Genomic DNA, 19,971 nt, shown 5'->3' with positions numbered 1-19,971 from the left:
TTCTCCTTAAAATTAATGATGTTGTTTTTGGTACTCGCCTGCTGCGGCGACAAATCCGGTAAAGAGCGGGTGGCCGTCGCGCGGGGTGGAAGTGAACTCGGGGTGAAACTGGCCCGCAACGAACCACGGATGATCTGGAATTTCAATCACTTCGACAAGCCTTTTATCAGTGGACAAACCACTGACTTTTAACCCTGCATCCTCAATTTTCTGACGTAAATTGTTGTTCACTTCGTAACGATGACGATGTCGTTCATAAATTTCTGCTGAGCCGTACAATTCGTGGACTTTACTGCCGGGGATAAGATGACACAGCTGACTGCCAAGACGCATCGTCCCGCCCAAGTCTGAATTGGTGTCGCGGTATTCTTTTTGCCCGTCTGCATCAAGCCACTCAGTAATCAAGCCCACCACAGGGTAAGGCGACTCTGGATCAAATTCCGTACTGTTGGCGTGCTCTAAACCTGCTACGTTGCGTGCAAATTCGATCAGCGCGACCTGCATGCCAAGGCAAATACCCAGATAAGGCACCTTGTTTTCGCGCGCGTAACGCGCCGCCGCAATCTTGCCTTCAATGCCTCGCTCGCCAAAGCCGCCGGGCACCAGTATCGCGTCTAAATCTTCGAGTATTTGCACACCTTTGCTCTCGACATCCTGTGAGTCAATGTGTTTAATGTTCACCGTCAGCCGATTCTTCAAACCAGCATGTTTAAGCGCTTCATTGACCGATTTATAGGCATCAGGTAATTCAACGTATTTACCCACCATACCAATGGTCACTTCGGCAGTCGGGTTAGACTCCGCGTAAAGTACTTGTTCCCACTCGGTCAGGTCGGCTTCTGGACACTCAAGACCAAAACGCTCGACAACCAGTTTATCCATACCTTGTGCTTTTAGCGCAGCTGGAATTTTGTAGATAGTATTCACGTCTTTCAACGAGATAACCGCTTTATCAGCGACATTTGTGAATAAGGCTATTTTCGAGCGTTCGTTGGCCGGCAAAGCATTAACCGAACGGCAGACTAAGATATCCGGCTGGATACCAATTGAGCGCAATTCTTTAACTGAGTGTTGCGTAGGTTTAGTCTTGACCTCACCAGAGGCTGGCATATACGGCACCAGCGTCAAATGCATGTACATGGCGCGATCGCGGCCCAGCTCAGTTCCCAATTGTCGAATCGCTTCCAAAAACGGTTGTGATTCAATGTCGCCCACCGTTCCGCCAATTTCAACAATAGCCACGTCACTGCCTTCAGCACCTAGAATGACACGGCGTTTAATCTCATTGGTAATGTGCGGGATCACCTGAATGGTTGCACCAAGGTAATCTCCACGTCGCTCGCGCCGTATGACTTCTTCGTAGACACGGCCCGTTGTAAAATTATTCCGTTTAGTCATGCGCGTACGAATAAAGCGCTCGTAATGCCCTAAATCCAAATCGGTTTCGGCACCGTCATCGGTAACAAACACTTCGCCGTGCTGAATAGGACTCATTGTGCCGGGGTCGACATTAATGTACGGGTCAAGCTTGAGCATAGTGACCGAGAGGCCTCGGGCTTCAAGAATAGCGGCTAATGAGGCAGCGGCAATACCTTTTCCAAGCGATGATACAACACCACCCGTGACGAAAATATAATGTGTCATGCGAAACCTAAGGCTTTGAGATTGAACGGCTATGTAACTGCACAAAAATGACTTGATTTGCTGACAAAAAAGCCGCAAAAAGACACGTGCTAGACGGCGTAATAGTATACGCAAAAGATTGCCGGTCTACAATTACAAAGGCAGGCTTTCAATCAATTCGCGCCGCTAATGTACTCGGTGTTGTGAACAGCCAGTCGTGTTTACTTCGCTATGAGTTTCTTCAATTCGTACAGCGCATCGAGCGCTTCACGCGGGCTCAAATTATCCGGCTGAAGTTGTTTCAAAGCCGTCATGGCTGGTGGTTCCAAATCGGTTAGTAGCGACAGTTGCGCCTCATCGTGCTGCCCTGATGCTGCTTTTTCGTTGGTTTCATTCTTGTTCGCTTCCAACGACGCCAGTTTCAACTTAGCTTGTGCGATGACTTGTGCTGGTACGCCCGCCAATTGGGCCACATGCAAACCATAGCTCTGACTCGCCGCACCTTCACAAATATTATGCATGAACCGGATAGTGTCGTTGTGCTCAATCGCATTAACGTTGACGTTAACGACGTTTGGAAGCTGTTCAGATAGCTGTGTGAGTTCAAAATAATGCGTGGCAAATAGCGTCAGTGCACCGCAGCCTTGTGCCAGATGATTGGCAGTCGCCCAAGCCAGAGAGAGCCCGTCATAGGTACTGGTGCCGCGACCAATCTCATCCATCAATACTAGGCTACGTGGCGTGGCATTGTGTAATATGTTGGCGGTTTCGGTCATTTCCACCATAAAGGTTGAACGCCCGGAGGCTAAATCATCGGATGCGCCAATACGCGTGAAAATGCGATCAATATCACCGATCACCGCATTCTCAGCCGGCACATAAGCGCCAATGTGAGCCATAAGAACGATCAATGCCGTTTGGCGCATGTAGGTGCTTTTACCGCCCATATTGGGGCCGGTGATGATCAACATGCGACGTTGGCCGTCCAGTTTGATTGGGTTGCCAATAAAGGGCTCGCTCATCACCTGCTCAACCACCGGGTGGCGACCATTCTCATAGAATAATGTCGACGTATCTGCAAACTGCGGTGCATGGTAATCCAATGCCAGTGCGCGTTCAGCAAGGCAATGCAAAACATCCAGCTGCGCAATCGATTGCGCGCAGTCAATCAGTTCGGCCAGTTTGGGTAAGCAACAATCAAATAAGCCGTCATAGAGTTGCTTTTCCAGTGCTAAAGCGCGGCTCTGGCTGGTCAGCACTTTGTCTTCATGGGTTTTTAACTCAGGAATGATATAGCGCTCGTTGTTTTTCAGCGTTTGGCGACGAACGTAGTCTGCGGGCACAAGGTGGCTGGACGCTTTGCCTATTTCGATAAAAAAGCCGTGTACTCGGTTGTAACCCACTTTTAACGAGCTGATGCCAGTACGCGATTTCTCACGCGTTTCCAACTCATCCAGATAGTCAGTGGCGCCTTGTGATAATGCGCGCAGCTCATCAAGTTCCGCGCTATAGCCTTCGGCAATGACACCGCCGTCTCGTATGACCACCGGCGGGTTGTCAATCACCGCATGGGATAACTCAGACGCGATATCCTCAAACCCCTGACAATGTGCTATCAGTCCATTGAGTCTGTGCTCAACGGGCTTTTCTTGTGCCGTCAGCCCTGCCATGGACGAGACCACGGTGCTCAATTCAGGTAAGGTGTTCAAAGCATCCCGTAAACGCGCGAAATCCCTGGGGCGTGCAGAGCGCAGGGCGAGACGAGACAGGATCCGTTCGATATCGCCGATCCGTTTTAAAATCTGTGTCAGCTCGCGTATCACCTGTTCATCAATTAGCATGCTTCGAATGGCATTCTGGCGCGCCATAATTTCCTTACGCTGTGTCACCGGATGATGTAACCAGCGTTGCAGCAAGCGACTGCCCATGGCTGTCGCGGTAGTATCCAGCGCCGACATCAAGGTGTGCTCAGTGCCACCAGACAGATTCTGGGTTATTTCCAGATTGCGCCGCGTGGCGGCATCCAGTTGCACCCAGTCACTTGGATTGTCTAACACTAAAGCGCGGATATGCGGAAGCGCACTGCGCTGAGTATCTTTAACGTACTGCAATACACAACCGGCAGCGCCAACACCGATGTGCGCGTGCTGTACACCGAACCCTAACAGATCCTGTGTACCAAATTGTTGGGTGAGTTGTTGCACCGCGGTACTGGCATCAAACTCCCATTCAGGGCGTCGCCTTGCTCCTTTGCGCTGACTGACGAGGTGCTGATATCGAAATTGCTCAGGGTACAATAATTCTGCGGCCGCGAGGCGAGTGAGGTGTGTATTTAATGCATCTTCACCCTCACATTCACACAATGTAAAGCGACCACTGCTGAGATCCAGTGCAGCAATGCCGAAGCTTTCCTTTAATGCGGTGACGGCCACCAGCAGGTTTTCCTTTCGGTCATCCAGCAGCGCCTCATCGGTGATAGTACCGGGTGTTACGATACGCTGCACAGCGCGCTCCACCGGGCCTTTACTCGTGGCAGGATCGCCTACCTGTTCACAAATAGCAACGGATACACCCAGTTTAACTAATTTCGCAAGGTAACCTTCGACCGCATGATACGGAACACCCGCCATCGGAATAGGATCGCCGCCTGCTTTTCCTCTGGCGGTCAGTGAGATATCTAATAACGCGGCGGCGCGCTTAGCGTCATCAAAAAACAGCTCATAAAAATCGCCCATGCGATAGAATAACAGGGTATCAGTATGCTCCGCTTTGATACGCAAATATTGACGCATCATTGGGGTGTGCTCTGGGTAGTCTGAAGCGGCTGTCGCAGAAGGTTTTTTTGATGGCATTGGATACTGTTTTTTTAGCTTAAGGTTAACGTATGAACAATTCAGATCGGCTCGCCGCCACGTTAGGCAAAACCCTTGAAAAGCAGGGGTTGCGTATTAGTTGTGCAGAATCTTGCACCGGCGGAGGTATAGCTTACGCGATCACCAGCATCTCTGGAAGCTCTAGCTGGTTTGATCAAAGCTGGGTGACTTACTCCAATCAGGCTAAACACGACCTACTGGGTGTCGACCTTGCACTGTTGGCGCGCTATGGTGCTGTTTCATCACAGACAGCAGAGTCAATGGTGGCGGGCGTGGTAAAGCGTACATCTGCGCAAGTTGCGGTCGCGGTGACCGGTATTGCTGGCCCGGATGGCGGCACACCGGATAAGCCGGTAGGCTTGGTGTGGTTTGGGTTTGCTATTCAAGGCCAAATAACGACGGTGGCGCAGCAGTTTTTAGGATCACGGGCGAAGGTGCGGCAACAGGCCATCGATTTTGCGCTGGCCTATCTGAACGAACGACTAGTTGAATGCGGTGGGCAAAGTACGGATAATTTAGCCGGTTAGCAGAAATCAGAAATTACACTTGATACTGTGTGCATGTACAGTATACTCTTACAGCATGATACGACGAACTCTGTTCTCGGTGAAAACGCTGAAGCAGTTTATCTCGCTGAGACTAAAAAACGATTGAGGAATATTGGGTGAACGATAATAAATCCCGCGCACTGAGCGCAGCACTGGGTCAAATTGAAAAGCAGTTTGGTAAAGGTGCAATCATGCGCTTGGGTGATAATCAAGCCATGGACATCGACGCCATATCAACCGGTTCTCTGAGTATCGATATTGCCTTGGGCATAGGTGGCTTGCCGTGTGGTCGCGTGGTGGAAATTTACGGCCCTGAATCATCAGGTAAAACGACGCTGACATTACAAGTTATCGCCGAAGCGCAGAAAAAAGGCAAAACCTGTGCATTCGTGGATGCCGAGCATGCGCTTGATCCGGTTTATGCAGAGAAACTGGGTGTTAATATTGATGACTTGCTGGTATCTCAGCCTGACACCGGTGAACAGGCGCTGGAAATCTGCGATATGCTGGTGCGTTCTGGTGCTGTTGATGTGGTGATTGTTGACTCCGTTGCAGCACTTACGCCGAAAGCCGAAATCGAAGGCGATATGGGCGACTCACATGTTGGCCTTCAAGCCCGGTTAATGTCTCAGGCGCTACGTAAATTAACCGCTAACATCAAGCGTTCAAACACATTGTGCATTTTCATCAACCAAATTCGTATGAAGATTGGTGTGATGTTTGGTAACCCAGAAACCACAACCGGGGGTAACGCGCTGAAGTTTTATTCATCGGTCCGTTTGGATATTCGCCGTATTGGTGCTATCAAGGAAGGCGATGAAGTCGTAGGTAACGAAACTCGGGTTAAGGTGGTCAAAAATAAAGTGGCGCCACCGTTTAAACAGGCTGAGTTCCAAATTTTGTACGGGCAAGGCATTTCTAAAGAAGCTGAGTTAATTGACCTAGGCGTGCAGCAGAAAATGGTTGAAAAGGCTGGCGCGTGGTATAGCTACAATGGCAATCGTATTGGTCAAGGTAAAGCAAACGTAGTGCGTTATCTGAAAGAAAACCCTGAAATCAGTGCTGAGCTAGAAAAGCGTATTCGAGAAGAATTGCTTCTTCCGAAAACGGTTAAACCAGAAGCGGTTGCGACAGAAGTTGCTGAAGAAAAGTAGTTTATAGACACACTCTCCCATGTTGTTAGCCGCGCAGTTGCGCGGCTTATCTTACTTAGTTCAACGTATCCACTCGGCCTAAAGAAAACCTAGCTCCGAGTGTCTACGCCACCTCCCGGGGGCTCCCAGCCTTCCGGTTTTTTACCTTGTAGTACATACGAGAAAGCGATGAGTTCGGCAATCACATAATACACTGACTCTGGGATTTCCTGGCCGAGATCTAAGGTTGCCAGAAAATCTGACAGGTAAGGATCTTCATGGATCAAAATACCATGCTCTTGCGCCAGCGCGATAATGTCGTCAGCTAACTCACCAAACCCTTTAGCGACAACCGTTGGCGCGTCACCTTTTTGTTGTTTTTCATAGCGTAAGCCAACCGCTTTTCTGACATTTTTTTTCATCGTTTTTCACCTAAGCCATGGTGTTTAGCAGTTGGTAAGGCTTTGGCCGTAAGCTTTCCGGCATTTTTCCGAGTTGGCATTGGCTACTGATCACGTCGAGCCCAAATACGGCCAAGCGACGCTTCAGCAGTGGCATAAAATTTAATACCGTGTCCCGTAAGGTTTCGTTGGAGGTGTAAATATCCAGACTGAGTTCAGCGTCCTCTAGCCGACACTTTGATAGCATCTCCCCCACGTCACCCACTTCAAATAGCATGGTCAGATGCCAGACACCGTGTTTAGTTTGTTCATTATTTTCTGGTTCGCGGTGGCCTTTTTCACGCTTAATAAGCAATTCAATATCCCGCTGTGATGATGTGGAATAGGACGGTAATGAATAGAAAAAGGCCTCTTGGCCCTGCGTAGTCGCTTCGTTACCAGACAACTTGTTCGCCTGATGCTGCCCTAAGGCTTTGGATAGCGTGCGTAGAAGCTGTTGGCGTTGTTCTAATTGAGCAAATTCCTGTGCTGGGCGGTTGCCAGAAGCTTGTGGTGTTGCTGCCGTTGCATTGCCACCAGTGGACGTTAGCAGGCTGGTTAATGATTGCTGTGCGCGTTCTGAAATTGGGTGTTGTGCACGTGATAGCCGACCACTCAGTGAAAGTTGAATTAAGGTGACCAAGCCAGTGAGTAAACTGTTAGTCGTCGACACCTGATTCAAAGCGGTAGTTGATAAAGGCATCGCGGGTAGTTGAAATAATGACTGAAGCTGCGCAGCATCGGGAAATTTTGTTGCCAGCAAAGGTGCCAGCGAAGTGGACAAAGAACTGGATAGCTGCTGCAAGGCCGGCTCCGGTGAAGCGGCAAGCACGGCCATAAATTGTCTCAGCGCAGTGGCCGATTCGCTGCTGCTACCGGATTGCCCGTAAGCGGTTCGAATTAATGCCTGTAGCTGTGTTTTTATATCCGTTGCGTGTTCAGCGGGAGCCGCCGACATTGCGGCTGGAGAAATCGATTTTTGCAGTGCTGAACTCAACAGACTGCTGATCTCTTGTGTTCCGCGGCCAGTGGCGCCAGGCGCATCAGGCAAGGAAGCAAAAAGAGTATTGAGTGTTTGCTGCAGACGAGGCGCAGTCGCCAGCTCTACTGCCGCCGTTTGCTTTGCGGTTAGCTGGGGTATATCCAATTGAGTCACCGGTTGATTGCTTTTCAGCAGCGAAACGGGTTGCTGTACCACGATACTCGCCCGTAGGGCCGATGTACTGTTCTCGGGTTGGGTTAGCGTGAGTCGAGGGGTAACCGCGGGCAGCTCCGATAATGTGCTCAACACATTCGCTTTTGCTTGTGGTAAGGCCGTCAATAAAGCGTTCAGTAAAGCCGATTTTTGAGTGACTGGTACGGTCAACGAAGCCGACGCCAATGCCTGTTTAACCACCTGTTGTGGCAAAGGGTGTTGCGCATCAAGTTTTCCCTGCAAGGGCTTGGCAGCGCTTGAGTCTGATGGTTGAGCCGTGAGTAGTTTCACAATCCATTGGCTGCCGTTTTGTTGCACGTGTAGGTTAACCACTTGGCCGGAAGCGAGCGGCGCACGTTGAGTGTCGACAGGCACGGACACCTGTTTAAGATCACCCAGTGGAGGCCTTAGTTCTAGGGTGACGCTATTCAATTGCGTTGCGATCACAACTCCGCTACGCAACGTCAGAGGGACTGGTGTTGCAGCTATGGATTTCAGCACGTTGGGTTGTTGTGCCAGCGCCCAGAGAAGCGCCTTTTGCTGCGCCGAAGATAGAAGCGCGTCAAACAGGGTTTTAGGCGGTGAATAAAGCGCGACATCCCCTTTATGCGTAGTGCTGGCATGCGACGCTTGTTTTAACAACGTCTCAGAGCTTGTCGCGTCGGCTGGCAGCGGCAAACTCACAGATTGATTTTTAGTCAGATCTGCAATCCGTATTCGGTCATTTTGTATGTTGACGCTAACGGGCACTGGTGTCACAGAGACCGCAGAACGGGCGGTTTGACCTTGGGCTGTCTCTGCCGATTGGGACAATGCTCGGCTGAGACTTGCCTGTGCTGCTGCGAGTAAATTTTGTAATGAGGATTCTGGCATACTCACTTATCGGTTAGCGCCGGTGAGTCTTGATTGTAGCGTATTTCGATCACGATGAGGTGAGTGTGAAAAATTTCTGACGATCCGGTCAGAAAAACTGACCGATTGCTACGGCATGAGCTTGATAGAGTATGCTATGATATGCCTCACTAAAAAACGTGTTATTTCACCGTGATTACACGGTTATTGTCGTTAGGGTTGTAAATTGTCTCAGTTGCAAGCTATTGATTTAACTTGTATCCGTCGCGATCGAGCGTTGTTCAGCGGAGTTTCTTTCGATCTCGAGCCAAGCGAGCTTGTGTTGCTTTCGGGCCTCAATGGCGCGGGTAAAACCAGCTTGTTGCGCATATTAACCGGCTTTATTCGCCCTGATGAGGGCCGTGTTATGTGGCAAGGCGAATCGATTACCAATGACATAACACGCCGCGCTTTTGCTCAACAACTGGTTTATATTGGCCATAAATCAGCGGTTAATCCGCTGGCTAGCGCACTGGAAAATTGTGTGTACTGGTGTGAGCAGCAACAGTTAACCACACCGCCATCGGTCATTTTCGACGTGCTGACGACGTTGGGTTTGGTTGGGCTGGAGGATGTGCCGTGTGGTCAACTTTCCGCGGGTCAGAATCGCCGCGTTGCATTGGCGAGGCTTTGGTTTAAGCAAAGCGCGACGGTGTGGATCTTAGATGAGCCATTCACTGCACTTGATGTCGCCGGTATCGCACTTATTGAGCAGCACATAACAGCCTTTTGTGCCGGAGGGGGAAGCGTTATCATGACGTCGCATCAGCCACTAGTATCCATTACGCAATGGCGCGATATTACGTTGGAGTATCGTATTTGATGTCGCCTTATGCCGCACTACTAAAGCGCGAGATGACGCTAGCGTTTCGACAAAAATCAGAGCTGATCCAGCCGCTGGTTTTTTTTGTATTGGTCATTACATTGTTTCCACTTGGCGTGGGTCCATCACCCGATATTTTGCAACGAATTGGACCCGGCGTGATTTGGGTAGCCGCCATCTTATCGTCGTTATTAGGCATGGAGCGGCTGTTTAGAGATGATTTTCAGCATGGCTGGTTGGAACAATTGGCGCTCAGTGATGCCTCAATGACGGGCTTGTTGATGCTCAAAGTGTTGAGTCATTGGTTGGTATCGTTTGTCCCGTTAGTGATTATTTCGCCGTTGCTTGCGCTGTTGCTCAACTTGACCGAACCCATGTACTGGGCCTTGATGGCAACGTTAGCCTTAGGCACGCCGTTGGTGAGCTTAGTTGGTGCGATTGCAGTCGGATTGACTGTGGGTTTGAATCGGGGGGGCGTGCTACTGGCATTATTACTAATACCCTTGTTCATTCCATTGTTGATCTTCGCCACGTCAGCCATCGAATCGGCCGCAATGCAATTACCTTATGGGCCGCAAATCGCTATTATTGCGGCGTTATTATTAACCACACTAGCGCTGTCGCCTTTTGCGATAAATTACGCGGTCAAAGTGAGTTTACATTAATGTGGAAATGGCTTCATCCCTACGCAAAGCCTGAGCGTGCGTATCAATTGTGTCATACGTTATTGCCTTGGTTTGCAACGGTTGCCGTGGTGAGTTTAATTATCGGCACGGTGTGGGGGCTGGTGTTTGCACCAGCGGATTATCAGCAGGGTGATTCTTTTCGAATTATATATATTCACGTGCCAAGTGCCATCTTATCGATGGGAGCCTATGTTGCCATGGCGATTGCCGCAGCCGTGGGCATGATTTGGCAATGGCGAACAGCCTACATGACGATGATTGCTATTGCACCCGTCGGGGCGGTGATGACGTTTATCGCGCTGTTTACCGGTGCAGCTTGGGGCAAGCCCATGTGGGGTGCGTGGTGGGTGTGGGATGCACGCCTGACATCAGAATTAATTTTATTGTTTTTGTATCTCGGTGTGATGGCGTTATACGCCGCGTTTGATGACAAGCTACAAGCAGGTAAAGCGGCCGGTGTGATGGCGGTTGTTGGGGTCGTTAACGTGCCAATTATCCATTACTCCGTCGAATGGTGGAATACGCTGCACCAAGGCGCCACTATCAGCAAATTTGGTAAGCCTTCTATTGCGCCGGAAATGCTATGGCCATTATTGATTAACCTTCTCGGCTTCGCGGCCTTTGTCGGAGCCATTTCACTGATGCGCTTGCGCAACGAAATTGTGCAGCGCGAGTTACATCGTCCCTGGGTGGCTGATTTAGTTGCCAATAGTAACGCTAGGGCGGAGAAAGAATGATGAGATTTGACAGTTTTTCAGAGTTTGTCGCTATGGGCGGCTACGGCTTTTTTGTGTGGTTGTCGTTTGGGGTAACCTTTGTTGTGATGTTATTGCTGGTTGTCGATAGTTTTTATGGTCAGCGGCGCGTACTGCAAAAGGCAAAACAAGAAATTGAGCGCAAGCAGCGTATTCTTGCTGCGCGTCGCGCAGCAGCAAAGGAGAGTCAAGCATGAATCCTCGTCGACAAAAGCGGCTTGCTGTTGTGGTGGGCATCGTACTTCTCGTCAGCGGCGCGATCGGCCTGATGCTGTACGCGTTAAATGAGAACATTGATTTGTTTTACACCCCATCAGAAATTATCGATGGAAAACCCGGGGCGGCGATCCCGCCGGTGGGGCAACGTTTGCGCATCGGCGGTATGGTGGTTGAAGGCTCAGTTAGCCGCGACCGGCAAAGTTTGGCGGTCAGTTTTGATTTGGTCGACGTAGATGTGAATAAAGCCGTGACGGTGAAATACGCCGGTATATTGCCGGATTTGTTCCGCGAAGGGCAGGGTATCGTCGCCACAGGGGTTCTGGTTGAACAGAGCACCATAGAAGCGCACGAAGTTTTGGCGAAACACGACGAGGAATACATGCCGCCCGAATTGGCTGAAAAAATGAAAGGGATCAAACACGTTAAACCCACTGAAGCAGGTTACTGAGCATGATCCCTGAACTTGGTAATATTGCACTGACGTTGGCACTTGTGCTGTCTATTTTGTTGTGTATTTATCCACTGTGGGGCGCGCAAACCGGTAACACGCGCTTGATGTCCACTGCCAAACCACTGGCAATAGGACTGTTTGTATTCACCGCTATCTCATATGCCTGCCTCACTTATGCTTTCGTGGTAGACGATTTCAGTGTTGCCTATGTGGCGCATCATTCCAATAGTTTGCTGCCTCTGTATTACAAAGTGACTGCGGTGTGGGGCGGGCATGAAGGCTCTTTCTTGTTGTGGGTGCTGATGTTGTCAGGTTGGATTATTGCGGTTGCCACGTTTAGTCGAGGCATTCCGCAGGCGATGGTGTCCAGAGTATTGTCGATACTTGGCATGGTGTCGGTGGGTTTTTATCTATTTATGCTGATCACGTCAAATCCATTTGAAAGCCTGTTACCGCTTTTCCCAGTAGACGGTCGAGATCTAAACCCATTGCTGCAAGATTTTGGCATGATTATTCATCCGCCCATGCTTTACATGGGCTACGTTGGGTTTTCGGTGGCGTTTGCTTTTGCGGTTGCCGCTTTAATTTCAGGACAGTTGGATTCTACATGGGCGCGGTGGTCGCGACCTTGGGTGATTTCCGCATGGGCATTTCTGACGCTTGGCATTGCATTAGGTAGTTGGTGGGCGTACTACGAACTCGGTTGGGGCGGATGGTGGTTCTGGGATCCGGTTGAGAATGCTTCGTTTATGCCATGGCTTGTTGGTACAGCGTTGATGCACAGCTTAGCGGTAACAGAAAAGCGCAAAGCGTTTAAATCATGGACCGTATTGTTAGCGATCGCCGCCTTCTCGTTGAGCCTATTAGGCACTTTCCTAGTGCGTTCAGGCATCATTGTTTCGGTTCATTCCTTTGCCAGTGACCCTGCTAGAGGCCTGTTTATCTTGGGAATTCTGGTGGCGTTAAGCGGTGGCGCTTTGCTGCTTTACGCTCTGCGTGCCAAATCGCTACGTAGTCGAGCGAACTACAATGCCTTTTCGCGCGAGGTTTTGCTGATTGGCAACAATGTGTTGCTCTGCGCTGCGACTCTGGTGGTGCTATTAGGTACTCTTTTACCCTTAGTACACAAAGAATTGGGCCTCGGTACAATTTCGGTTGGCGCACCTTTCTTCAATCAGATGTTCACACTATTGATTGTGCCTTTTGTGTTCATGCTTAGCGTCGGCCCGTTGTCGCGCTGGAAACGCCAGCCGATTGGCGCGCTGCGCAATCATATGCTGGTTGCCGCAGGCGTGAGTGTTAGCGCCGCATTGCTAATTAACGTTAGCTACGATGAACCGACTTGGATGGCGATGCTGGGAATGGTGTTGAGCGTATGGATTTTAGTCGCGACCGTGCAGGAAGTATTGCAGCGCATTGATGCGCAGCGCTCCGGCACGGCGCATGGCTCAGTCAATACCGCTGAGCCGTCCGTGGTGTTATCCTTGAAAAAACTCAGCCGCAGCCATTGGGGCATGGTGCTGGGTCATGTGGGTTTTGCGGTAACACTCATTGGGATCACTTTGGTCAGCAACTATGAGCAAGAGCGCGACGTGCGTATGGTGGCCGGTGACACAGTGGCGATGGCAGGTTATGAATTTGTTTTTACTGGTGTAAAGAAAGTGCAAGGGCCTAACTATTCTGCCGATGTCGGTGTGTTTGATGTGTTTGAAGACGGCCGTAAAATCGTGCATTTAGAGCCTGAAAAGCGCTTTTATCCTGTTCAACGGACTTCCATGACTGAAGCCGGAATACACGCAACTTTAACGCGAGATCTGTTTATTGCGTTAGGAGAGCCTCTTGATAACGGAGCATGGTCGGTGCGAGTTTACTATAAGCCTTTCGTGATATGGATTTGGGCAGGGGCGTTTATCATGGCGATGGGGGGCGCTTTTTCAATTGCAGACAAGCGCTACCGACTCGCGAAGGTTGCAGGCATTAAACGCCAATTCAGTAAACGCGGCAATACGCCAACGGAGGCACTGTCATGAATAAATCATTGTGGTTTGCGGTTCCAGCCGTCATTTTTACTTTGTTGGTGGTTTTCTTGTTTCAGGGGTTATTCGGCGATCCGCGTGAGCGAGATTCAATGGTACAGGGGCAGCCTTTACCGCCGTTTTCTCTGCCAGACCTAATGGATTGGGAGACATATTATACCGAACAAAGTTTGCTGGGCGAGGTCACTATTCTTAACGTCTGGGGTGTATGGTGCGTGACGTGCGCCGTTGAACTGCCTTACCTGACACAACTGCGCGAGCAACAGGGGGTACGATTTGTAGGGCTTTACTATGACCAAGACCTTGACCCTGACTTTGGCACAAAAACCCTAGAGAGAGTGCGCGGTGAAGTGAGTCAGATGCTACGCCGTTTAGGGGATCCCTACCAATTCCAAATTTTCGATGTGGTGCGAGATTACTCTCTTGATTTGGGTGTCACGGGAGCGCCGGAGCATTTTGTGATAGATAAGCGTGGGCATATCCGAATGCACCACGTTGGCGACATCAACGAACGGGTCTGGAAGCACAAAATAAAGCCGCTGTATGAACAGCTTCTTAATGAGCCTAAATTGGCAGTGCAGCCATGAAAATAATCGATTTTTCAATCATCGTAAAAATGAGCGTCGTGCTATTGATGACCAGTTGTATGGCGCTTGCTCAGGTACAACCGACTGAAAACTCACCAACGAAGGAGTCGTTAGATAGCTATCAGTTTTCAAGCGAGGCTCAGCGGCAAACGTTTTTATCGTTGACGGCTGAATTGCGATGCCCAATGTGCCAAAACCAGAATATTGCCGATTCAGATGCGATGATTGCACACGATATGCGCAGAAAAGTTTATCAATTGCTGCAGCAGGGGCGCTCTGAGCAAGACGTGATTAATTTTATGAAACAGCGTTACGGGGATTTTGTGCATTATCAACCGCCGGTCACAGCATATACGATGTGGCTTTGGCTCCTACCGGTTGTATTTGCCGTGGTTGCGCTATTGGCCATTACACGGAAACGTAATACGCAGTCTACCACTGATATCGATGAAAAATTGGCTGAAGCCGATAAACTGCTGGCGCGCGAGGATTAAATGAGTTGGGCTGTATTCTATCTAATTGTGGCTGGGTTTATTACGGCAGTCGCTGCCACGGTTTACATCCCTTGGGCTCGCGCTCGGGATCAACATGCTGTCGACCAGGTTCGCAATGCTCAGATTGTCAAGCAACGCCTCGCTGAGTTGGATAAAGAAGTTGACCAAGGGTTGATATCTGAGTCAGATAAACAGTCAGCGATCACTGAACTCAAGCTTGCGTTAGTTGAGGAGTCAGGTTCAACAAATGATAGGGCGACCGGCACGGCGGCGGCGCCTTTGATAATCGGCTTTATTGTCGCCATGGGTATTGGCGGCGCAGTGTATTCGCAATCAAACTACCTCAGCGAAGTGCAACAGATGGTGTCTGCGAGGGAGTCGATTGCTGAGTTGAGCCAGAAGTTGCTGGCGGTGGTTGAGAACGGAGCAGATATATCTCCGCAGGAGCTGCAATCGCTATCACTGGCTATCCGTCAGCGCCTTCGTGAGACACCCACCGACACGCAGGCATGGCTAAACTTAGGTCGACTTTACATGAGTATCGGCTTTGCTGAGCAATCGTTACAGGCCTTTGAACGCGCGTTTAACCTTGCGCCCGAAGACACCGCGATGCGCCTTAACTTTGCTCAGGCATTGATGCTCAGTGGTGAGGAGGATAACCTTCAGCGTGCCAAGCGCCTGCTTCAGTTTGAGCTAAAGCAACAGCCGAATAACGATAATATCATGTTGATGCTGACCGTTATCAGCTCACAGCTCGGGCAGTTATCAGAAGCCGAAGGTTATTTTGCAAACATTGAAAGCAAAATGTCAAAAGATAGCGCTATGTATCAGAGTATTGTGGCTGAGCTAAACGCGTTGCGTGGAAGCGGGGGCGAAACAGTTCAACAGCGCCAATCCGATTCAGCTTCAAGTGAAGCGGCTAGGGAAGGAATGACCGGCTTCCAACTAACGGTGACCATTGCCAATCAGTTTCGGGATCAAATTCCTACGAGTGGGTATTTATTTGTGTTTGCGCGCGATGCTGACAGTGAGATGAGAATGCCGGCGGCTGCGGTAAAATTGTCGTTGAAAAATTTTCCAACCAGCGTGACGCTTTCCCAAAATAATGCCATGATGCCCAACTATTCGCTTCAGCAGCTCAAACGTGTGGAGTTAGTTGCGCGTATTTCGATGGACGACAATGTCGACGTTGATGTTGGAGAATGGCAGGGAACGACAGTTCAGACGGTGTCTGAAGGCGAACTAATCGACGTTCAAATCGAGATTAATCAGGAACTTTAATGAAATATCCTCAGCGTATTGCAACGCTTATTGCTGTTTTTTTACTGACAGCCTGTGCAGCAAATAATGCCAACCAGCAGGCAACTGCTGATGAGGGCGACCCCAGAGACCCGTTCGAACCCGTTAACCGAGTGGTATGGGATTTTAATTACGATGTATTGGACGAGTACATCGTCAGACCCGTCACCGTAGGTTATGTCACAGTGATGCCTCAGTTCGCCAGAACAGCGTTATTAAATGCTGCGCAGAACTTAGAAGAGCCTCTGAATGTCATCAACAACCTACTGCAGGGAAAGGCGAGTGAATCAGCGGACAGTTTTGCGCGTTTCGTGATCAATTCAACCATTGGCCTTGTCGGCACCATTGATGTGGCTGAAAAGATGGGGGTGCCACGCCAAGAAGAAGACTTCGATGAAGTATTGGGTGTCTGGGGCGTAGGCAATGGCCCGTACCTGATGGTGCCCGCGGCTGGGCCCTACGATGCACGCGGTGTGTCAGGTCAAGTCGTTGATATCGCTTACTTTCCCAGTATTGTCGATTTCCAGTTCACCCTCGCTCGCCTGTTTGTTGAAACAATTGAAGCTCGAGCGCGCTTGATGGAGCAAGAGCAGCAACTGGAGAACTCACCAGATCCCTATGCCTTTGTTAAAAACGCTTACTTTCAGAACAAAGAGTTTCAGGTCACCGATGGCAAAAGCGGTGAGAAAGAAATTGATGATCAGCAGTTAGAAGATTTTGAAGCGTTTGAAGATATGTTGGAAGATTTGTAGCCTGAATTCGGAATTCGGAACTGCGTCCAGCAGCTTTCTTCACTTAAATGCCATGATCTTGAGCCCGCCACTGGACAGCTTCGGGCTTTTGTCAATGCTCCAGCATCAACTTCATTTTTTTTCGCTAATTTGGATCAAACAAATCGCACTCCTCATTCCTCGTAGGTGAGAGAATCAGACTCCAGTCTGTGCCGGTCACCAGTTGAAAAGATGAAAGATCAACATGCCCTAAGCTTCATCCATAAAAAACGCCTCAAAGTAGAGGCGTTTTAAGTTTTACCGATAACCGTTCGGATTAGTCGATTGCCAGCGCCAACCGTCAGCACACATTTCGGCTAAGCCTTTTTGTGCTTTCCAGCCTAACTCTTTTTCCGCAAGCGCCGGATCTGCGTAACATGCGGCCACATCACCGCTGCGGCGGGGAACAAACTCATAAGCAATTTTTTGCCCGCTTTGTGCTTCAAACGCTTTTACCATGTCCAGCACACTGTAACCTTGCCCTGTGCCGAGATTGAAAGTACATAAACCGGCGTTGCGCTGCAGTTTATCGAGTGCCTTAAGGTGTCCATTGGCTAAATCGTCAACATGAATGTAATCGCGCACTCCGGTGCCATCGTGCGTGTCGTAGTCATTTCCAAATACACTCAGATGAGGGCGCTTGCCCGTTGCTACCTGACTAATAAATGGCATAAGATTGTTAGGTATACCATTCGGATCTTCACCGATTAGACCGGAGGGATGAGCTCCCGCTGGATTGAAGTAGCGTAGCAATACAATGTTCCAGTCTGGATCGGCGGTGTGTAGGTCACGCAACATCAATTCAACCATTAATTTCGACTGGCCATAAGGGTTTGTGGGTGTGCCCGTTGGCATATTTTCATGTAAAGGGAGCGACACAGGGTCGCCATATACTGTTGCAGAGGAGCTGAAGACGATGTTCTTAACGCTATGCTCAGCCATTACCTTACACAACTGTAACGTGCCATACACGTTATTCTCATAATACATTAATGGTTTTTCAACCGATTCGCCAACGGCTTTCAGCCCCGCAAAATGGATCACGGCATCGATGTCGTTGTCACTGAACAGCGCCCTCAACAGTTTTTCATCACGAATATCACCCTCTACCAGCGTAACCGATTTTCCGGTGATCTGTTCAACTCGACGCAGTGATTCAGGCGACGCGTTACTCAGATTATCCAAGACCACGACGTGATAGTTTTGCTCCAACAGTTGCAGTACCGTGTGACTCCCAATATAGCCTGCGCCTCCGGTTACTAAGATAGATTTCATGATGGTTCCTGTTTCGTTTCGGGTAAGTATTTCGCGCTGAGAGAGTACTGCAGCGGTTTAACAAAAAGGGGATAAGTCAAAAATACCAGCGCAGCCCACAGGAGGGCTGTCCAGTCGTCCGTTGACTGCAATATAAAGATAAAAACAGGCACGATGACGAGCAACTTCAACACATTCAGCAACGATCGCTCTGGCACGGTCATTTTAAAAGCTGCCTGCTCAAGTGCCGCCATGCGTTCTTTAAGCGGTAGATCCCGCAAAGGCGGGATCTGTCGTGTTGAAAAATAGAGCTTCACTAGGCGTTGTCACTCTTGGCTTCGATGGGCGCTTTTTCCCAGTGACGGGTTTTCAGCGTCATCAACAAGACAACAATACCGATGGCGATGCTGAATAAGCTGATTTGCATATACAGGCCAGGCATCTCGTCAAGACGGTCAGGGGCGAAGTTACCTGCCAATAGGCCAGCGACGACGTTACCAATTGAATAAGTCAATACAAACACGCCCATCATTTGACCGGCAAATCGCTTAGGTGATAAGCGACTCACCGCGCTTAGCGCGACGGGGCTTAGACAAAGCTCACCCACGGTGTGCAGGAAGTAGGTCATAACCAGCCAATACGGCGCAACTTTTAAGCCACTAGCTGCAATTTGAGCTGCGAAAAACATGACGATGAAGCCTGTTGCCATGATAATCAGGCCGATAGCACATTTAAAACCGTAGGATGGATCCATCATGCGCTTGCCAAGATTTATCCAGAGAGCGGCAAAAAACGGCGACAGAATGATGATGAAAAATGAGTTGGCTGACTGGAACCATGCTGGTGGTATCTCAAAGCTGCCAATCATACGTTCAGTGTAGTCACGGCCAAACAAATTCAAGGATGAACCGGCTTGTTCAAAACCAGCCCAAAAACAGATTGAGGCAATGCATACTAGAAACAATGCACCAAGGCGACGTTTTTCATTGGGCGTTAGATTACCCATAAAAAAGATCGCGGCGTAGTACGCTAAAAATACCAAGGTAAAGAAGATGGCGACATATTTCGCTACCGCAACCGCGTCTATAATGATAGTACCGTTTGCTACCAGCATCGTGAGCACTGCGGTGCCAGCGACAAAGGCGATGATGGTCATCCAGCTGAGTTTGTGCGCGCCCGGCGATAGTGCCACAGTGGGTTCAGCAGCTGCACCCTCTAAGCGTGGCTGAGTCAGGCGGTATTGAATCAAGCCAATACCCATACCCACTGCCGCTGCACCAAATGCCCAGTGATAACCCATTTCCGTGGCAAGATAGCCACACACAATGTAACCAATCACTGAGCCGATATTTATGCCCATATAGTAGAGGGTGTAACCGCTGTCCCGACGGGCGTCATTGTCGCTGTACAGCATGCCGACCATCGCACCGATGTTGGGTTTCAATAGGCCAGTACCGACAACCACTAGAATCAAACCAATAAAGAAAGTTTGCGTGCTGGGAATGGCTAGCACGATATGGCCACACATGATGATGATACCGCCGTACCACACCGCGCGCTGACCTCCAATCAGACGATCGGCCATCCATCCACCGGGCAAGCCCATAAAGTAAACGGCACCGGTATAAAGCCCGTAAATAGCCGTTGCTGTTGCTACGGTGAATGCAAGCCCCTCTTCCTGTAAACTAGCGGTCATAAACAGAACCAGCAGCGCACGCATACCGTAGTAACTCATGCGCTCCCACATCTCGGTGAAGAACAGTGTTTGCAATCCGGCCGGATGGCCGAAGAACTTAGTGTCGTTTGTTGTTTTTATAGTCATAAGCCTATCGCAGGATTGTTTTAAAGTTCGCCAGCCATTATGCAAGACTCACGCTAGGTTACGCAAGGTAAA

Annotated in this window: 19 protein-coding genes; 12 read left to right on the top strand and 7 right to left on the bottom strand. The window is 49.7% G+C overall.

From position 1 onward, the window contains the following. Positions 1-12 precede the first annotated feature (12 nt). Both KIU71_RS01540 and mutS read right to left on the bottom strand, forming a co-directional pair. The gene (locus tag KIU71_RS01540; RefSeq protein ID WP_214129400.1) at positions 13-1,644 is read right to left on the bottom strand and encodes a CTP synthase; all 1,632 of its coding nucleotides are present in this window, start codon (positions 1,642-1,644) and stop codon (positions 13-15) included. A 200-nt stretch (positions 1,645-1,844) separates the two neighbouring features. After that, complete coding sequence (mutS, locus tag KIU71_RS01535) at positions 1,845-4,475, bottom strand: DNA mismatch repair protein MutS (RefSeq protein ID WP_250207178.1); 2,631 nt, start codon at positions 4,473-4,475, stop codon at positions 1,845-1,847. A gap of 32 nt (positions 4,476-4,507) precedes the next feature. On the opposite strand from mutS, the gene KIU71_RS01530 reads away from it, so the two are divergent. Continuing rightward, on the top strand, positions 4,508-5,023 hold the full coding sequence (locus KIU71_RS01530) for a CinA family protein (protein ID WP_214129393.1): 516 nt from the start codon (positions 4,508-4,510) through the stop codon (positions 5,021-5,023). Between the two features lie 137 nt (positions 5,024-5,160). Next, a complete protein-coding gene (gene recA / locus KIU71_RS01525; RefSeq protein WP_214129391.1) occupies positions 5,161-6,198 on the top strand; it encodes a recombinase RecA in 1,038 nt (345 codons plus the stop codon). A gap of 89 nt (positions 6,199-6,287) precedes the next feature. On the opposite strand, the gene KIU71_RS01520 is transcribed toward recA, so the two are convergent. Both KIU71_RS01520 and KIU71_RS01515 read right to left on the bottom strand, forming a co-directional pair. Next, positions 6,288-6,599, bottom strand: coding sequence for an EscU/YscU/HrcU family type III secretion system export apparatus switch protein (locus KIU71_RS01520; RefSeq protein WP_214129389.1), 312 nt, complete (start codon positions 6,597-6,599; stop codon positions 6,288-6,290). Between the two features lie 10 nt (positions 6,600-6,609). Continuing rightward, entirely contained in the window at positions 6,610-8,685 is a 2,076-nt protein-coding gene (locus KIU71_RS01515) for a hypothetical protein (RefSeq protein WP_214129388.1), read from the bottom strand. A gap of 205 nt (positions 8,686-8,890) precedes the next feature. Here KIU71_RS01515 and ccmA point away from each other — a divergent pair, with 205 nt between their 5' ends. The 10 genes from ccmA to KIU71_RS01465 are packed head-to-tail and all read left to right on the top strand — an operon-like array spanning position 8,891 to position 16,805. Continuing rightward, a complete protein-coding gene (gene ccmA / locus KIU71_RS01510) occupies positions 8,891-9,526 on the top strand; it encodes a cytochrome c biogenesis heme-transporting ATPase CcmA (protein ID WP_214129386.1) in 636 nt (211 codons plus the stop codon). Beyond that, positions 9,526-10,191: a heme exporter protein CcmB gene (gene ccmB, locus KIU71_RS01505; RefSeq protein ID WP_214129384.1), complete on the top strand. Its 666-nt coding sequence runs from the start codon at positions 9,526-9,528 to the stop codon at positions 10,189-10,191. Before ccmA ends, ccmB begins: the two co-directional genes overlap by 1 nt. Then, the gene (ccmC, locus tag KIU71_RS01500; RefSeq protein WP_214129382.1) at positions 10,191-10,949 is read left to right on the top strand and encodes a heme ABC transporter permease CcmC; all 759 of its coding nucleotides are present in this window, start codon (positions 10,191-10,193) and stop codon (positions 10,947-10,949) included. The genes ccmB and ccmC overlap by 1 nt, the downstream gene beginning before the upstream one ends. After that, entirely contained in the window at positions 10,949-11,164 is a 216-nt protein-coding gene (ccmD, locus tag KIU71_RS01495; RefSeq protein ID WP_214129708.1) for a heme exporter protein CcmD, read from the top strand. Before ccmC ends, ccmD begins: the two co-directional genes overlap by 1 nt. Next, positions 11,161-11,634 carry a cytochrome c maturation protein CcmE gene (gene ccmE, locus KIU71_RS01490; RefSeq protein WP_214129380.1) on the top strand — a complete coding sequence of 158 codons (474 nt, stop codon included), beginning with the start codon at positions 11,161-11,163 and terminating at the stop codon, positions 11,632-11,634. The genes ccmD and ccmE overlap by 4 nt, the downstream gene beginning before the upstream one ends. A 2-nt stretch (positions 11,635-11,636) precedes the next feature. After that, positions 11,637-13,667 carry a heme lyase CcmF/NrfE family subunit gene (locus KIU71_RS01485; RefSeq protein ID WP_214129374.1) on the top strand — a complete coding sequence of 677 codons (2,031 nt, stop codon included), beginning with the start codon at positions 11,637-11,639 and terminating at the stop codon, positions 13,665-13,667. Next, complete coding sequence (locus KIU71_RS01480) at positions 13,664-14,260, top strand: redoxin family protein (protein WP_214129372.1); 597 nt, start codon at positions 13,664-13,666, stop codon at positions 14,258-14,260. Before KIU71_RS01485 ends, KIU71_RS01480 begins: the two co-directional genes overlap by 4 nt. 59 nt (positions 14,261-14,319) lie before the next feature. Then, positions 14,320-14,754: a cytochrome c-type biogenesis protein gene (locus KIU71_RS01475; protein ID WP_250207216.1), complete on the top strand. Its 435-nt coding sequence runs from the start codon at positions 14,320-14,322 to the stop codon at positions 14,752-14,754. Next, positions 14,755-16,035, top strand: a complete 1,281-nt coding sequence (gene ccmI / locus KIU71_RS01470) for a c-type cytochrome biogenesis protein CcmI (protein ID WP_214129369.1) — start codon at positions 14,755-14,757, stop codon at positions 16,033-16,035. Beyond that, positions 16,035-16,805, top strand: a complete 771-nt coding sequence (locus KIU71_RS01465) for an MlaA family lipoprotein (RefSeq protein WP_214129367.1) — start codon at positions 16,035-16,037, stop codon at positions 16,803-16,805. Before ccmI ends, KIU71_RS01465 begins: the two co-directional genes overlap by 1 nt. Before the next feature lie 276 nt (positions 16,806-17,081). Here the strand turns inward: KIU71_RS01465 and galE are convergent, their stop codons facing one another. The 3 genes from galE to KIU71_RS01450 are packed head-to-tail and all read right to left on the bottom strand — an operon-like array spanning position 17,082 to position 19,899. Next, complete coding sequence (galE, locus tag KIU71_RS01460) at positions 17,082-18,098, bottom strand: UDP-glucose 4-epimerase GalE (RefSeq protein ID WP_214129366.1); 1,017 nt, start codon at positions 18,096-18,098, stop codon at positions 17,082-17,084. Further along, complete coding sequence (locus KIU71_RS01455; RefSeq protein ID WP_214129364.1) at positions 18,095-18,394, bottom strand: DUF6170 family protein; 300 nt, start codon at positions 18,392-18,394, stop codon at positions 18,095-18,097. The genes galE and KIU71_RS01455 overlap by 4 nt, the downstream gene beginning before the upstream one ends. Then, positions 18,394-19,899: a peptide MFS transporter gene (locus KIU71_RS01450; protein ID WP_214129362.1), complete on the bottom strand. Its 1,506-nt coding sequence runs from the start codon at positions 19,897-19,899 to the stop codon at positions 18,394-18,396. The genes KIU71_RS01455 and KIU71_RS01450 overlap by 1 nt, the downstream gene beginning before the upstream one ends. Positions 19,900-19,971: the final 72 nt, after the last annotated feature.

This window comes from Alteromonas oceanisediminis, assembly GCF_018474025.1.
Classification (GTDB): Bacteria; Pseudomonadota; Gammaproteobacteria; order Enterobacterales; family Alteromonadaceae; genus Alteromonas_E; species Alteromonas_E oceanisediminis.
The sequence above is the reverse complement of the archived record's forward strand: the minus strand, read 5'-3'. Positions and strand labels throughout refer to the sequence as shown.

Excerpts from the sequence above, each read along its gene's own strand:
- KIU71_RS01480 (WP_214129372.1), top strand. The coding sequence starts at position 13,664 with ATGAATAAATCATTGTGGTTTGCGGTTCCAGCCGTCATTTTTACTTTG.
- KIU71_RS01530 (WP_214129393.1), top strand. The coding sequence starts at position 4,508 with ATGAACAATTCAGATCGGCTCGCCGCCACGTTAGGCAAAACCCTTGAA.
- mutS (WP_250207178.1), bottom strand. The coding sequence starts at position 4,475 with ATGCCATCAAAAAAACCTTCTGCGACAGCCGCTTCAGACTACCCAGAG.
- galE (WP_214129366.1), bottom strand. The coding sequence starts at position 18,098 with ATGAAATCTATCTTAGTAACCGGAGGCGCAGGCTATATTGGGAGTCAC.
- KIU71_RS01485 (WP_214129374.1), top strand. The coding sequence starts at position 11,637 with ATGATCCCTGAACTTGGTAATATTGCACTGACGTTGGCACTTGTGCTG.
- ccmB (WP_214129384.1), top strand. The coding sequence starts at position 9,526 with ATGTCGCCTTATGCCGCACTACTAAAGCGCGAGATGACGCTAGCGTTT.
- ccmD (WP_214129708.1), top strand. The coding sequence starts at position 10,949 with ATGAGATTTGACAGTTTTTCAGAGTTTGTCGCTATGGGCGGCTACGGC.
- ccmI (WP_214129369.1), top strand. The coding sequence starts at position 14,755 with ATGAGTTGGGCTGTATTCTATCTAATTGTGGCTGGGTTTATTACGGCA.
- KIU71_RS01475 (WP_250207216.1), top strand. The coding sequence starts at position 14,320 with ATGGCGCTTGCTCAGGTACAACCGACTGAAAACTCACCAACGAAGGAG.
- KIU71_RS01465 (WP_214129367.1), top strand. The coding sequence starts at position 16,035 with ATGAAATATCCTCAGCGTATTGCAACGCTTATTGCTGTTTTTTTACTG.
- ccmE (WP_214129380.1), top strand. The coding sequence starts at position 11,161 with ATGAATCCTCGTCGACAAAAGCGGCTTGCTGTTGTGGTGGGCATCGTA.
- KIU71_RS01520 (WP_214129389.1), bottom strand. The coding sequence starts at position 6,599 with ATGAAAAAAAATGTCAGAAAAGCGGTTGGCTTACGCTATGAAAAACAA.
- ccmC (WP_214129382.1), top strand. The coding sequence starts at position 10,191 with ATGTGGAAATGGCTTCATCCCTACGCAAAGCCTGAGCGTGCGTATCAA.
- KIU71_RS01450 (WP_214129362.1), bottom strand. The coding sequence starts at position 19,899 with ATGACTATAAAAACAACAAACGACACTAAGTTCTTCGGCCATCCGGCC.
- KIU71_RS01515 (WP_214129388.1), bottom strand. The coding sequence starts at position 8,685 with ATGCCAGAATCCTCATTACAAAATTTACTCGCAGCAGCACAGGCAAGT.
- KIU71_RS01540 (WP_214129400.1), bottom strand. The coding sequence starts at position 1,644 with ATGACACATTATATTTTCGTCACGGGTGGTGTTGTATCATCGCTTGGA.